Source organism: Agromyces fucosus (assembly GCF_004134865.1).
GTDB lineage: Bacteria > Actinomycetota > Actinomycetes > Actinomycetales > Microbacteriaceae > Agromyces > Agromyces fucosus.
In genome coordinates, this window is sequence record NZ_SDPO01000002.1 from 1,142,753 (window position 1) to 1,154,569 (window position 11,817).

Genomic DNA, 11,817 nt, shown 5'->3' on the forward strand with positions numbered 1-11,817 from the left:
GGTCGGTCAGGCGCCGTAGGCGCGCGTGACCGCCTCGGCGGCGAGCCGGAGGCGCTCGGCGATCTCGGCCTCGGGCCGCGAGAACGAGACGTGGATCACGGCGATCGATGCCGGCGGCTGCCCGGGCAGCACAAGCGGCACCGCGACCGACGCGAGCGACGGCACGACCTCGTCGTGGCTGAGGGCGTAGCCGCGTCGGCGGCTCTCGGCGATCTCCTCGCGCAGGCCGTCGGGCACCTCGACCGGCCACGCACTCTGCGGGAGGCTCAGCAGGATCGCCTTGCCCGGCCCGCCTCGCGTGATCGGATGCCGGTGGCCCGGCCGGTACGACACCACGGCGACCGACTGACGGGGTGAGGCGCTCACGAGCGTGACGGCTTCTTCGGCATCGGCGAGCACGGCGAGCAGGCACGTCATGCCGAGCTCGTTCGCGACGGCGTTGAGTTCGGGCAGCGCGATGTTCTGCAGGTCGCGGGCGACGCCCGAGGCGAGGGCCGCGAGTCCGGTGCCGAGCGCGAGGCGCCCGGCGGCGTCGCGGGTGACGAGCCCGTGGTGCTCGAGGGTGCGCACGAGCCGGTAGGCGACCGAGCGGTGCACGGCGAGGGCTGCGGCGACCTCGTCGATCGAGAGGGCGCGGTCGGCGTCGGCCAGGGTCTCGAGAATCCGGATGCCGCGGCTCAGCGTCTGCGATCCGGCCCGGGCGGCGTCGTCTGCGATCATTCGCCCCGCCCTCCTGACCGCGACACGATCGTGCCTCCGTCCGATACTAGAACGCCTCGCTCGATCATCGGACATGCAGATTTCCGCCGCGCGAAAGATCCGCGGTTCCTTCGCTTCCGATTCCTGTGAAATCCTCCCGATCATCGTCGCCTGCGTTCTACGCTGAGCGAGCGCAAGCGACCGGGCTTGCACCGCTTCGATGGAGAAGACGAATGAGGAGTACCGCATGACGCGCATCGGGGTCGTCACCGAACAGAGACCCGAGACCCGCGTCGCCGCAACGCCGGCGACCGTGAAGCAGTTGATCGCCCTCGGCTACGAGGTCGTCGTCGAGGCGGGCGCCGGCGCGCGGTCGGTGTTCCCCGACGACGCCTACGTCGAGGCGGGAGCCCAGCTCGTCGACGGCGCCACCGCGTTCGCGAGCGACCTGGTGCTGAAGGTCAACGCACCGACCGAGGCCGAGATCGCGCAGTTGGCGTCGGGCGCCACGCTCATCGCCCTGCTGGCCCCGGCGTTCAAGCCCGAGCTGCTCCAGGCGCTCGCGGCCCGCGGCGTCACGGCGCTCGCGATGGACGCCGTGCCGCGCATCTCGCGCGCGCAGTCGATGGACGTGCTGAGTTCGATGGCGAACATCGCCGGATACCGCGCCGTCGTCGAGGCGGCGCACGAGTTCGGTCGCTTCTTCACCGGGCAGGTCACGGCGGCCGGCAAGGTTCCGCCCGCCAAGGTGCTCGTCGCCGGTGCCGGCGTCGCCGGCCTCGCCGCGATCGGCGCTGCATCGAGCCTCGGCGCGATCGTGCGGGCCACCGACCCGCGGCCCGAGGTCGCCGACCAGGTCAAGTCGATCGGCGGCGAGTACCTGAAGGTCGAAGTCGAGGTCGAGCAGTCGACCGACGGGTACGCCAAGGCGACGAGCGAGGACTACGACCGGCGCGCAGCCGAGATCTACTCCGAGCAGGCGGCCGACGTCGACATCATCATCACGACGGCGCTCATCCCGGGCCGCGCGGCGCCCCGGCTCATCACGGCGGCCGACGTCGCGAGCATGAAGTCGGGCAGCGTCATCGTCGACATGGCGGCGGGCATGGGCGGCAACGTCGAGGGCTCCGTCGCGGGCGAGCGCATCGTCACGCCGAACGGCGTCGTGATCCTCGGCTACACCGACCTCGCCTCACGCCTGCCCACGCAGGCCTCGCAGCTCTACGGCACGAACGTCGTGAATCTCGTGAAGCTCCTCACGCCCGCGAAGGACGGCGAGCTCGTGCTCGACTTCGACGACGTCGTGCAGCGATCGGTGACGGTCGCGCGCGACGGCGCCGTCACCTGGCCGCCACCGCCCGTGCAGGTTTCAGCGGCACCGGGAGCCGCGGCATCCGCTTCGGCAGGCGGCGCGAAGGATGTCGCGCCCGCACCGGAGCCCAAGCGGCCGATGTCGCCCGTGAAGAAGGTCGTGCTCGTCGCGATCGGCATCGCGGCGCTCTTCGCCGTGAACGCGATCGCGCCGGCACCGCTGCCGCAGCACTTCACGGTGCTCGTGCTGGCGGTCGTCGTCGGCTTCTACGTGATCGGCAAGGTGGCGCACGCGTTGCACACGCCGCTCATGAGCGTGACGAACGCGATCTCGGGCATCATCATCGTCGGCGCCATGGTGCAGATCACGAGCGACGTGCTCGCCGTGCAGGTCATCGCCACCGTCGCCGTGCTGCTGGCCAGCATCAACATCTTCGGCGGATTCGCCGTCACCCGACGCATGCTCGCCATGTTCGCGCGCGGAGCTGCCGACAACGCCAAGACTGGAGCCGACCGTGGCTGATCTCATGACCGCCACTGCTCTCGTCGACACCGCAGAGGCCACCCTGCTGACCCCGGCGTCGATCGCCGGTGCCGCCTACATCGTGGCGGCGCTGCTGTTCATCATGAGCCTCGCGGGGCTCAGCCGGCACGACACCGCCAAGGCCGGTGTCGGCTACGGCATCGCGGGAATGACCATCGCGCTCGTCGCCACGGTGTACGCGACGTTCGCCGACGCCTGGGGCTCGCCGCAGGCGACGACCGGCCTCATCCTGCTCGTCGTCGCCGTGCTCGTCGGCGGCGCGATCGGTCTCTGGCGCGCCCGCGTCGTCGCGATGACGGGCATGCCAGAGCTCATCGCCCTGCTGCACAGCTTCGTCGGCCTCGCCGCGGTGCTCGTCGGCTGGAACGGCGCCCTCGAGGCCACCGGCATGAGCGGTGCACTCCTCGACATCCACCACGCCGAGGTCTTCATCGGCGTCTTCATCGGCGGCGTCACCTTCACGGGCTCGATCGTCGCGTTCCTGAAGCTCTCGGCGCGCATGTCGTCGGCGCCGCTCATGCTGCCCGGCAAGAACGTGCTGAACCTCGGGGCGCTCGTCGCCTTCGTGGCGCTGACGGTCTGGTACGTCATCACGCCCGAGCTCTGGCTCCTCGTCGTGGTGACCGCGCTCGCCCTCGCGCTCGGCTGGCACCTCGTGGCCTCCATCGGCGGCGGCGACATGCCGGTCGTCATCTCGATGCTGAACAGTTACTCGGGATGGGCGGCGGCCGCGGCGGGCTTCCTGCTGAACAACGACCTGCTCATCGTCACCGGCGCGCTCGTCGGTTCCTCGGGTGCCTACCTCTCGTACATCATGTGCAAGGCCATGAACCGCTCGTTCATCTCGGTGATCGCGGGCGGCTTCGGCATCGCGGCGCCGACCTCGTCGGGCGACGGCGAGGAGGCGGGCGAGATCCGCGAGGTCACGGCAGCGGATGCCGCGGAGTTGCTGCGCGACGCCACGTCGGTCATCATCACGCCCGGGTACGGCATGGCCGTGGCACAGGCGCAGTACCCCGTGGCCGAGCTCACGAGCCGGCTGCGCGAGCGGGGCGTCGACGTGCGCTTCGGCATCCACCCCGTCGCCGGTCGCCTACCCGGGCACATGAACGTGCTGCTCGCCGAGGCGAAGGTGCCCTACGACATCGTCGAGGAGATGGACGAGATCAACGACGACTTCGCGAAGACGTCGGTGGTGCTCGTGATCGGGGCGAACGACACCGTCAACCCGTCGGCCGCCGAGGATCCGGGCAGCCCGATCGCCGGAATGCCGGTGCTGCGGGTGTGGGAGTCGTCGAACGTGATCGTCTTCAAGCGCTCGATGTCGGCCGGCTACGCCGGGGTGGCGAACCCGCTCTTCCACCGCGACAATGCGCAGATGCTGTTCGGCGACGCGAAGGCGCGCGTGGAGGACATCCTCCGGGCGCTGTGACCGTGCTGGGCGGTGAGCTTGCGCTCATCGCCCGGCAGCGTGGTTCACCGTTCGGCGAGCACGTCGAGGTAGTGCTGGTTGAACATGACGCCGAGGATGTTGCCGAACGGGTCGACGACCGACGCTGTGGTGAAGCCGGGCCCCCGCTCCATGGGCGGCTGGTACCTCGCGGCGCCGAGTTCGAGCAGACGCTCGTACGTGGCCGTGACGTCGTCGACGGCCCAGTAGATGATCTCGCCCGCCGGGACATCCGCGCTCGTCGGACGGTACTGCGCGTCGATGATGCCGAGCTCGTGCTGGAAGTCGCCGACACGGTACTCCACGTAGCCCGGCCGGCGGAAGTACGGTTCGATGCCGAGCACGTCGCCGTACCAGGCGGTGGCCGCCTCGAGGTCGGCGGCGTAGTAGCTGACGGTGGCGAATCCCCTGAGCATGAGCGGTTCCCTTCGAGTGGCGTTCAGTCGTGAGTACAGTCTCGAACGCAGAAGTGCTCACCTTCTGACTACTTTGTTCCCGAGAATGGAGTCATGCGCGCAGACCGCCTCGTGGCAGTGCTCCTGACCCTCCAGGCCAAGGGCCGAGTGACCGCCGCGCAGCTCGCCGAGGAGCTCGAGGTCTCGATCGCCACCGCGCGGCGCGACCTCGAGGCACTGTCGGCCGCCGGCATCCCCGTGTACCCGCAGGCCGGCCGCGGCGGCGGATGGCAGCTGCTCGGCGGAGCCCGCACCGACCTGAGCGGACTGTCGGCCGGGGAAGCGCGTGCCCTCTTCCTGCTCGTCGGCCCCGCGGCATCCGTCGCCCCAGAAGCGAAGACGGCACTGCGCAAGCTCGTGCGAGCCCTGCCCGAGACGTTCCGCACCGACGCCGAAGCCGCGGCCGAGGCGGTCGTCATCGATCCCGGCGAGTGGGGCCGGCCGGCGACCGAGCGCCCCGAGCTGCTGCCCGTGCTCGAAGCGGCGATCGTCGACCGCGCACGTCTCCGCATCCGCTACGCCGCGTGGAACCGGGAACCGGCCGATCGCGTGGTCGACCCCTGGGGGCTCGTGCAGAAGCACGGTCGCTGGTATCTCCTCGGCGGGGTCGACGGTGCGGAGCGCACGTACCGCGTCGACCGGATGCTCGACGCCGCTCCCACCGGGGAGGCCGCCGAGCGACCCGACGGCCTCGATCTCGCCGAGGTCTGGGAGCGCGTCACCGCCGAGGTCGATCAGCAGCGGTCTGCAGCGACCGCGACCGTCATCGTCGATTCGGGCATCGTGCCGCTGCTGCACACGCAGTTCGGCCAGCGCGCCGTCGGTGCCGTGGAGGTCGACCCCGCGCGTTCCCGCGTCACCCTCACGGCACCGACCGAGGCCATCATCGCGCGGGGCCTCGCGGGGTGGGCCGAGTACCTCGAGGTGGCCGAGCCCGAGTCCCTCCGACGCGAGCTGCACCGGCTCGGCGCGGCCCTCGTCGCCCGCAACGCGCCTGGCGAGGGGCGGCCGCCGGCTCAGGACTCGGCACCCGCGCCGCCAACGTAGGATGGATCGGTACCCCAACCGATGTGAAAGAGGTCAAGTGGCCATCGCAGCCGCTCCCGAGGGCGCCCGCTACTGGGTCGTCCCGGTCGTCCGCGGCATCCTGGCACTCGTGCCCGCCGCCGCCATCACGTTCTCGCAGAACCACTCCCCCGTCTTCGGCCTCTTCGTCTTCGGCCTCTGGGCCGTCGTGTCGGGCCTCGTCACGGGCGCGCTGTCGATGCGATTCACCGAGGACCGCGGCATCCGCTCGTTCTTCGTGATCGCCGCGGTCGTGACCGTCGCCGCCGGACTGCTCGCGCTGACGGTGCCCGGCGGGCTGCCGTTCCTGCTCTACCTCGTGAGCGTCTGGGCCGCCGTCACCGGCATCCTCGAGCTCTTCGCCGGCCTCCGTGCGCGCGGCCGCACTCCCGCCGCCCGTGACTGGATCGCCGCCGGCGCATTCACCGCGATCCTCGCGCTCGTGTTCCTCCTCATCCCGCTCGACGCCGTCACCGCGGTCGGCCTGCTCGGCGGCTACCTCGTCATCCTCGGCGTCTACCTGCTGATCGGCGGGTTCTCGCTGAAGTGGGCCACCAGCCCAGCGGATGCCGCGCCCGACGCACCCGGAACGGAGCCGACCTCGTGAGCAACACCCCCGGTGAGTACAAGCCGAGCCGTCGCGACGTGCTCCGCCCGATCGAGTACGTCGGCGGGGCGGCGATCGCCGCGATCTTCACGGGCCTCGTCGTGCTCATCACGGCGCGCGACCTCATGTTGGCCCTGATCATCGCCGGCATTGCGTTCATCGTCGTGCTCGTGACGCTGGCCCTGCTGTCGATGGCGATCAAGCCCAACGCAGAAGAGACGGCCGAGATCGACGGCGACGAGCCGCCCGCGGCTCCGCCCGCCTCGCCCGGCCACTGATCGCTTCGCACGACGGCGTTCGCCGAGTCGCAGGACGATTCGCACGGTGCGCCGCTGGGCCGCCGCGAGTCGCCAGGATCATCCTGCGACTCAGCGACCGCGGCACCCTGCACGAGGCGGATGCCGCGGCACGGCCTCAGCCGAGGCGGTCGACGAGTTCCGAGGCGATGCCCGTGTACGACTGGGGCGTGAGCGCGAGCAGCCGCTGCTTCGCGTCGTCGCCGATCTCGAGCCCGTTCACGAACTCGGCGAGTTCGGCTGCACCGACGCGCTTGCCGCGCGTGAGCTCCTTGAGCATGGCGTAGGGGTCGGCGATCGTCGAGCGACCGGCGACGACCTCGGCGCGGATCACCGTCTGGATCGCCTCGCCGAGCACCTCCCAGTTGCCGTCGAGGTCGGCGGCGAGCACCACGAGGTCGAGGTCGATCTCGCCGAGCCCGCGCTGGATGTTGTCGAGCGCGAGCATCGAGTGCCCGAAACCGACGCCGATGTTGCGCTGCGCGCTCGAGTCGGTGAGGTCGCGCTGCATGCGGCTCGTCACGAGGGTCGCGGCGAGTGAGTCGAGCAGGGCGCTCGAGAGCTCGAGGTTCGCCTCGGCGTTCTCGAAGCGGATCGGGTTGACCTTGTGCGGCATCGTCGACGAGCCGGTCGCGCCGGGCGCGGGGATCTGGCGGAAGATGCCGAGGGCGATGTAGGTCCAGATGTCGGTTGCAAGGTTGTGCAGCACGCGGTTGGCGTGGGAGACCTTGCCGTAGAGCTCGGCCTGCCAGTCGTGCGACTCGATCTGGGTGGTGAGCGGGTTCCAGGTGAGGCCGAGCGACTCGACGAACTCGCGGGAGACCTCGGGCCACGAGACATCCGGTGCGGCCACCACGTGCGCCGAGAACGTGCCGGTCGCGCCCGAGAACTTGCCGAGGTACTCGGTCGCCTCGATCTGGCGCTCGATGCGGCGGAGGCGGTACGCGAAGACCGCGAGCTCCTTGCCCATGGTCGACGGCGTCGCCGGCTGCCCGTGCGTGCGCGAGAGCATCGACGCGTCGCGGTGCTCGCGGGCGAGCGACTCGATCGTCTCGATGACGGCGCGGTACTTCGGCAGCCACACCTCGCGCACGGCGTCGCGCACCGTGACCGCGTAGGAGAGGTTGTTGATGTCTTCACTCGTGCAGGCGAAGTGCGTGAGTTCGGCGATCGCGTCGAGGCCGAGGTCGCTGAGGCGGCGGCGCACGTAGTACTCGACGGCCTTCACGTCGTGGCGGGTGGTGGCCTCGAGGCCGGCCAGCTCGTCGATGTCGGGCTGGCCGAAGTCGGCCACGACCTGGCGCAGGCTCGCCTTCTGGTGGTCGCTGAGCGGCGACGAGCCGAAGAAGCCGCGGTCGGTCTGGGCGATGAGCCACTCGACCTCGACGTGCACGCGCGCCCGGTTGAGGCCGGCCTCTGAGAGGTGCTCGCCGAGCTCTCCGACCGCCGAGCGGTAGCGACCGTCGAGGGGGCTGAGCGGCTGGGGAGGCAGCGAAGTCATCGGATTCCTTGTCTGAGTGCTGGTGCGAGTTGTCGGAAGAGCGCCGACGTCGACCGTTCAATCATCTCAAGGACTCGATCGAACATCGGTTCGTCGGAGTAGTAGGGGTCAGGCACGTCCTGCAGGTCGGCCGATTCCGGCCCGAACTCGAGCAGCATCCGCACCTTGTCCTGCTCGGCGGGCCCCGGCGCCCAGTTGCGCAGGATGCGCGCCTGGCCGCGGTCGAAGGCCACCACGAGATCGAGCCGTGGAAAGTCGGCCGCCTCGAACTGCCGAGCCCGGTGGTGGTGCCCGTCGTAGCCGGCGCGCTCGAGCGCATCGATCGTGCGCCGGTCGGCCGGCTCGCCGACGTGCCAGTCGCCGGTCGCGGCCGACTCGATCGCCAGCCGGTCGCTGAGCCCGGCGCGCTCGGCGTGCGCCCGCAACACGACCTCGGCCATCGGCGAACGGCAGATGTTGCCCGTGCACACGAAGGACACCCGAAACGGAGGCGCGTCGTCCCCCGCGGAATCCGCTCGCGTCATGGGTTCCATTGTGGACGACATCGGTCGATCGCACAGCACCAATTCGGGGGCGGCGGTACGCTGGGCGGTCGAACCGAGCGGGCAGACGGGAGGTGGACGCATGACGGATGCCCCCGAGCCCGACATCCTCGTCGATGAACGCCTCGCCCGGGACCTCGTGGCGGCGCAGCACCCCGACCTCGCCGGCCCCGTCGTGCTGCTCGCGAACGGATGGGACAACGCGATGTTCCGGCTCGGCGAGCATCATCTGGTGCGGGTGCCGCGTCGAACCGTCGCCGCGGACTTGGTGCTGCACGAGCAGCGCTGGCTGCCGTCGATCGCCGACCGCGTATCGGTTCCGGTGCCCGCCCCGGTGCGGATCGGCCGTCCGGCCCCCGAGCTGGGCTTCGACTTCCCGTGGAGCATCCTTCCCTGGTTCGAGGGGGTGAGCGCGGCCGACGTCGCGCCCGAGGCGCGAGCGGTCGCCGCGTCGTCGCTCGCGAACTTCCTCGCGGAGATCGGGGTGCCGGCTCCGGCGGCGGCGCCGGTGAACGCCTACCGCGGCGTACCGCTCGCCGAGCGCGACGGTGTCGTGCAGGGCAGGCTTCATCGCGGACTCGCCGGGATGCACCCCGAAAAAATCGAGGCGCTCCGCGCCGTCTGGAACCGTGGACTCGCCGCGCCGGAATGGAAGGGCCGACCGGTGTGGGTGCACGGCGACCTGCATCCGGCGAACCTCGTGCTCGCGGCATCCGGAGATCTCGCGGCCGTCGTCGACTTCGGCGATGTCTGCGCCGGTGACCCGGCGTGCGATCTCGCGACGGCATGGCTCACCTTCGACGCTCCGGCGCGGGCCGTCTTCCGCGCCGAACTCGGCCGGCTTCGCGAGACGGATGCCGCGATGTGGGACCGTGCTCGAGCGTGGGCGTTCGTGCTCGGTAGCGCGATCGTCGACACGATCGGTGCCGGAGGGCGACTGGGCCGGGTCGGTGTGCACGCACTCGACGCGGTGCTCGCCGACTGAGGCGGTCACTCGCCCTCCACAGGCGCGTGTTGCGCTGCCCGCGCACAGGATGCCCTCTACCGGCCCGATCGGCCATGCCGCTCAGCAACACTCGAGCATGCTCGATTCGGATCCGTATGCGCTCGCCCTGAAGGGCACCGCCGTCACGCAGGCGCGCATCGACGATGCCAGAGCGCATCTCCTGATGCTGAGGTCGCTGCTCGCCGAGGTGCAGCAGTCCGTGCATCGACTCGTTCCCCCGTCGACCGGCGCCTGGCGATCGGCCGCGGCTGACGGGTACGTGCGCGGTCTCGACGACCTCAGGGCACGCGTCGTCGCTGCACGTGACGGACTGGTCGATGCGGAGTCGTCGCTCGTCGACCGCATCCGGCGCATGGAGCGGCAGCTTGAGGTGCAACGCGCATCACTCGGCGAGATGCAGGTGCCCATCACTCGAAGCGATGCGTCGTGGACGACTCGCTGACACTCAGCGGGGGCGGCTCGACCGCTGTCGCGACCGACGAACTGTTCGCTGACGCGGCCCGTCTGGGAAATACGGAGGCGGTGGTTTCGGACTGGCGGGAACGCGCCGGCGTCATCAGCCGCGGCCTCGCCGAACTCGACCTCCGCGAGCCTGCCGCCGGTTCCTGGGACATGTCGTCGCCGACGTGGGGCCTCGCGAACGCGCGGGTGCGCCTGGAGGAGGCGACGGACTGCGCCGGGCATCTGCGCGAGGCGCTGATCGAGAGCGCCGAGCGGTACGGTGCCTCCGAGCGCGTCGTGGAGGCGCTCTGGCGGATCGGCGCGGGTCCGCTGGCCGCGCTCGCGGGCGGCATGGTGCGGGTGGCGTTCCCATCGATCCTGCTCGGCGGCGGCGTGGCACTCGGGGTCATGCTCGGCGCGCGTGCACTCGGGTGGGTGACACCGCTCGACGCATGGCTCGCCGACCAGACGCACCTGCTGTCCGATCGGGGTTTCGTGCGCGCGGTGCGGAATGCGGTCGACTCGGTCGATGAACTCGTCGCCGGTGCGCTCCTCGTCCCGCCCGGTCTCGCGGTGGGCGTCGGAGCAGAGATCCGTGCGCCCGAGGCCGCGTCGCTCGCGCTGGGCATCGCGGGGTTGTTCGGCGCCACGATCGGCAGCCGGGTCCTCGTCGAGGCGCCGGTGAGGGTGAGCCGCCGGGTCTCCGATGGGCCCGCCGATCAGAGCGCGGCCGCTCGCGCGACTCGCGCCGACGCGCCTCCGGTCGACGGGCCGGTCACCGCTCCCTCTGGGGTCGCCGATCTCGTCGACCGCATCCCGACCTCCGACGACGGTGCGCAGATCCGGGTCGAGCGCTACGGGGCGGCCGGCGACCCGAGGTGGATCGTGTACATCAGCGGCACCGCTGACTTCACCACGACGGCCGGAGAGGAGACCAACGACATGACGAGCAACCTGCACGGCATCGCCGACGACTCGCCGCTCGATGCGTTGCGCATGGCCGGCGCGGACTCGGGGGCGGTCGAACGCGCGGTCCGCATGGCGCTCGCCGAGGCCGGGGCGAGACCGGGCGACCCGCTCCTGCCGGTCGGTCACTCCGGGGGCGGCATCGTGGCGGCGACGCTCGCCGCAGACCCCGAACTCAACGTCGTCGCCGCGGTGAGCGTCGGCGGCCCGGTCGCGTCGGCGGAGGTTCGGGGCGGAGTGCCCGTGCTCACGGTCGAGCACGAGGAGGACCTCGTTCCCGCGACCGGCGGCTCGGGGCATCCGTCGCTCGACCGGCTCACCGTCTCGCGGAGCGTGCTCGAGCCCGGCATCGAGCACGACGCGTTCGCCGCCCACGCACTCGTGCGCTATCAGGAGACCGCGGCGCTCATCGACGCCTCGGAGGAGCAGCGGCTCGTGGCGTTCCGCGAGCGGGTCGCGGCGTTCACGGGCGGCGGCGCCGGGGAGATGACCCGATGGGTCGCGACGCGCGAGCTCAGTCCTTCGACACCGGGCGCAGCACGAGGCCGATGAGCCAGCTGATGAGGCCGAGCACCAGGGCGCCCAGCACGCCCCACCAGAAGCTCTCGACGACGAGGCCGAAGCCCATGAGGTCGCTGATCCAGTCGACGAGCAGCAGCAGGAGGCCGTTGACGATGAAGGAGATGAGGCCGAGGGTCAGCACGTAGATCGGGAACGCGACGATCCTGATGAAGTTGCCGATGATCGCGTTCACGAGACCGAAGATGAGCGCGACGAGCAGGTAGGTGAGCACGGTCGCGAGCTGGGTGTCCTCATAGGGCACGACGCTGACGCCCGAGACGATGAGCGTCGTGAGCCAGAGGGCGAGCGCGATGACGATGACCTTGACGATGAAACGCATGCCCCCACTCTGTCAGACGGGCCTGCCAGGAGC

13 protein-coding genes are annotated in these 11,817 nt (G+C 70.8%); 8 read left to right on the forward strand and 5 right to left on the reverse strand.

All coding sequences use genetic code 11. The features are described 5' to 3' along the window. Window positions 1-6: 6 nt before the first annotated feature. Window positions 7-720: an IclR family transcriptional regulator gene (locus ESP57_RS11055; protein ID WP_115959583.1), complete on the reverse strand. Its 714-nt coding sequence runs from the start codon at window positions 718-720 to the stop codon at window positions 7-9. 226 nt (window positions 721-946) lie between these two features. Here ESP57_RS11055 and ESP57_RS11060 point away from each other — a divergent pair, with 226 nt between their 5' ends. Together ESP57_RS11060 and pntB are read left to right on the forward strand one after the other, a co-directional pair. Beyond that, the gene (locus tag ESP57_RS11060; protein ID WP_129231567.1) at window positions 947-2,533 is read left to right on the forward strand and encodes a Re/Si-specific NAD(P)(+) transhydrogenase subunit alpha; all 1,587 of its coding nucleotides are present in this window, start codon (window positions 947-949) and stop codon (window positions 2,531-2,533) included. 4 nt (window positions 2,534-2,537) lie between these two features. Then, a complete protein-coding gene (pntB, locus tag ESP57_RS11065) occupies window positions 2,538-3,986 on the forward strand; it encodes a Re/Si-specific NAD(P)(+) transhydrogenase subunit beta (RefSeq protein WP_129231568.1) in 1,449 nt (482 codons plus the stop codon). Between the two features lie 44 nt (window positions 3,987-4,030). Here the strand turns inward: pntB and ESP57_RS11070 are convergent, their stop codons facing one another. After that, window positions 4,031-4,420 carry a VOC family protein gene (locus ESP57_RS11070; RefSeq protein ID WP_129231569.1) on the reverse strand — a complete coding sequence of 130 codons (390 nt, stop codon included), beginning with the start codon at window positions 4,418-4,420 and terminating at the stop codon, window positions 4,031-4,033. A gap of 93 nt (window positions 4,421-4,513) precedes the next feature. On the opposite strand from ESP57_RS11070, the gene ESP57_RS11075 reads away from it, so the two are divergent. The 3 genes from ESP57_RS11075 to ESP57_RS11085 are packed head-to-tail and all read left to right on the forward strand — an operon-like array spanning window position 4,514 to window position 6,409. Then, window positions 4,514-5,506 carry a helix-turn-helix transcriptional regulator gene (locus tag ESP57_RS11075; RefSeq protein WP_129231570.1) on the forward strand — a complete coding sequence of 331 codons (993 nt, stop codon included), beginning with the start codon at window positions 4,514-4,516 and terminating at the stop codon, window positions 5,504-5,506. Window positions 5,507-5,543: 37 nt separating this feature from the next. Continuing rightward, window positions 5,544-6,131 (forward strand): HdeD family acid-resistance protein, encoded by a 588-nt coding sequence (locus tag ESP57_RS11080; protein ID WP_115959589.1) that lies wholly within the window; start codon window positions 5,544-5,546, stop codon window positions 6,129-6,131. Further along, on the forward strand, window positions 6,128-6,409 hold the full coding sequence (locus ESP57_RS11085; protein ID WP_129231571.1) for a hypothetical protein: 282 nt from the start codon (window positions 6,128-6,130) through the stop codon (window positions 6,407-6,409). The genes ESP57_RS11080 and ESP57_RS11085 overlap by 4 nt, the downstream gene beginning before the upstream one ends. 136 nt (window positions 6,410-6,545) lie before the next feature. Here the strand turns inward: ESP57_RS11085 and purB are convergent, their stop codons facing one another. Next, window positions 6,546-7,928, reverse strand: a complete 1,383-nt coding sequence (gene purB, locus ESP57_RS11090) for an adenylosuccinate lyase (protein ID WP_129231572.1) — start codon at window positions 7,926-7,928, stop codon at window positions 6,546-6,548. Next, window positions 7,925-8,452: a low molecular weight protein-tyrosine-phosphatase gene (locus ESP57_RS11095; RefSeq protein WP_165877444.1), complete on the reverse strand. Its 528-nt coding sequence runs from the start codon at window positions 8,450-8,452 to the stop codon at window positions 7,925-7,927. Before ESP57_RS11095 ends, purB begins: the two co-directional genes overlap by 4 nt. A 100-nt stretch (window positions 8,453-8,552) precedes the next feature. Here ESP57_RS11095 and ESP57_RS11100 point away from each other — a divergent pair, with 100 nt between their 5' ends. From ESP57_RS11100 to ESP57_RS11110, 3 genes are all read left to right on the forward strand, one after another. Next, window positions 8,553-9,455 carry an aminoglycoside phosphotransferase family protein gene (locus ESP57_RS11100; protein ID WP_165877445.1) on the forward strand — a complete coding sequence of 301 codons (903 nt, stop codon included), beginning with the start codon at window positions 8,553-8,555 and terminating at the stop codon, window positions 9,453-9,455. 97 nt (window positions 9,456-9,552) lie between these two features. After that, the gene (locus ESP57_RS11105) at window positions 9,553-9,918 is read left to right on the forward strand and encodes a hypothetical protein (protein ID WP_115959603.1); all 366 of its coding nucleotides are present in this window, start codon (window positions 9,553-9,555) and stop codon (window positions 9,916-9,918) included. Then, window positions 9,903-11,435, forward strand: a complete 1,533-nt coding sequence (locus ESP57_RS11110; protein ID WP_165877446.1) for an alpha/beta fold hydrolase — start codon at window positions 9,903-9,905, stop codon at window positions 11,433-11,435. The genes ESP57_RS11105 and ESP57_RS11110 overlap by 16 nt, the downstream gene beginning before the upstream one ends. On the opposite strand, the gene ESP57_RS11115 is transcribed toward ESP57_RS11110, so the two are convergent. Continuing rightward, on the reverse strand, window positions 11,398-11,784 hold the full coding sequence (locus ESP57_RS11115) for a phage holin family protein (RefSeq protein WP_056007254.1): 387 nt from the start codon (window positions 11,782-11,784) through the stop codon (window positions 11,398-11,400). The genes ESP57_RS11110 and ESP57_RS11115 overlap by 38 nt on opposite strands. Window positions 11,785-11,817: the final 33 nt, after the last annotated feature.

Excerpts from the sequence above, each read along its gene's own strand:
- ESP57_RS11105 (WP_115959603.1), top strand. The coding sequence starts at position 9,553 with ATGCTCGATTCGGATCCGTATGCGCTCGCCCTGAAGGGCACCGCCGTC.
- ESP57_RS11075 (WP_129231570.1), top strand. The coding sequence starts at position 4,514 with ATGCGCGCAGACCGCCTCGTGGCAGTGCTCCTGACCCTCCAGGCCAAG.
- ESP57_RS11070 (WP_129231569.1), bottom strand. The coding sequence starts at position 4,420 with ATGCTCAGGGGATTCGCCACCGTCAGCTACTACGCCGCCGACCTCGAG.
- pntB (WP_129231568.1), top strand. The coding sequence starts at position 2,538 with ATGACCGCCACTGCTCTCGTCGACACCGCAGAGGCCACCCTGCTGACC.
- ESP57_RS11060 (WP_129231567.1), top strand. The coding sequence starts at position 947 with ATGACGCGCATCGGGGTCGTCACCGAACAGAGACCCGAGACCCGCGTC.
- ESP57_RS11095 (WP_165877444.1), bottom strand. The coding sequence starts at position 8,452 with ATGACGCGAGCGGATTCCGCGGGGGACGACGCGCCTCCGTTTCGGGTG.
- ESP57_RS11100 (WP_165877445.1), top strand. The coding sequence starts at position 8,553 with ATGACGGATGCCCCCGAGCCCGACATCCTCGTCGATGAACGCCTCGCC.
- ESP57_RS11115 (WP_056007254.1), bottom strand. The coding sequence starts at position 11,784 with ATGCGTTTCATCGTCAAGGTCATCGTCATCGCGCTCGCCCTCTGGCTC.
- ESP57_RS11055 (WP_115959583.1), bottom strand. The coding sequence starts at position 720 with ATGATCGCAGACGACGCCGCCCGGGCCGGATCGCAGACGCTGAGCCGC.
- purB (WP_129231572.1), bottom strand. The coding sequence starts at position 7,928 with ATGACTTCGCTGCCTCCCCAGCCGCTCAGCCCCCTCGACGGTCGCTAC.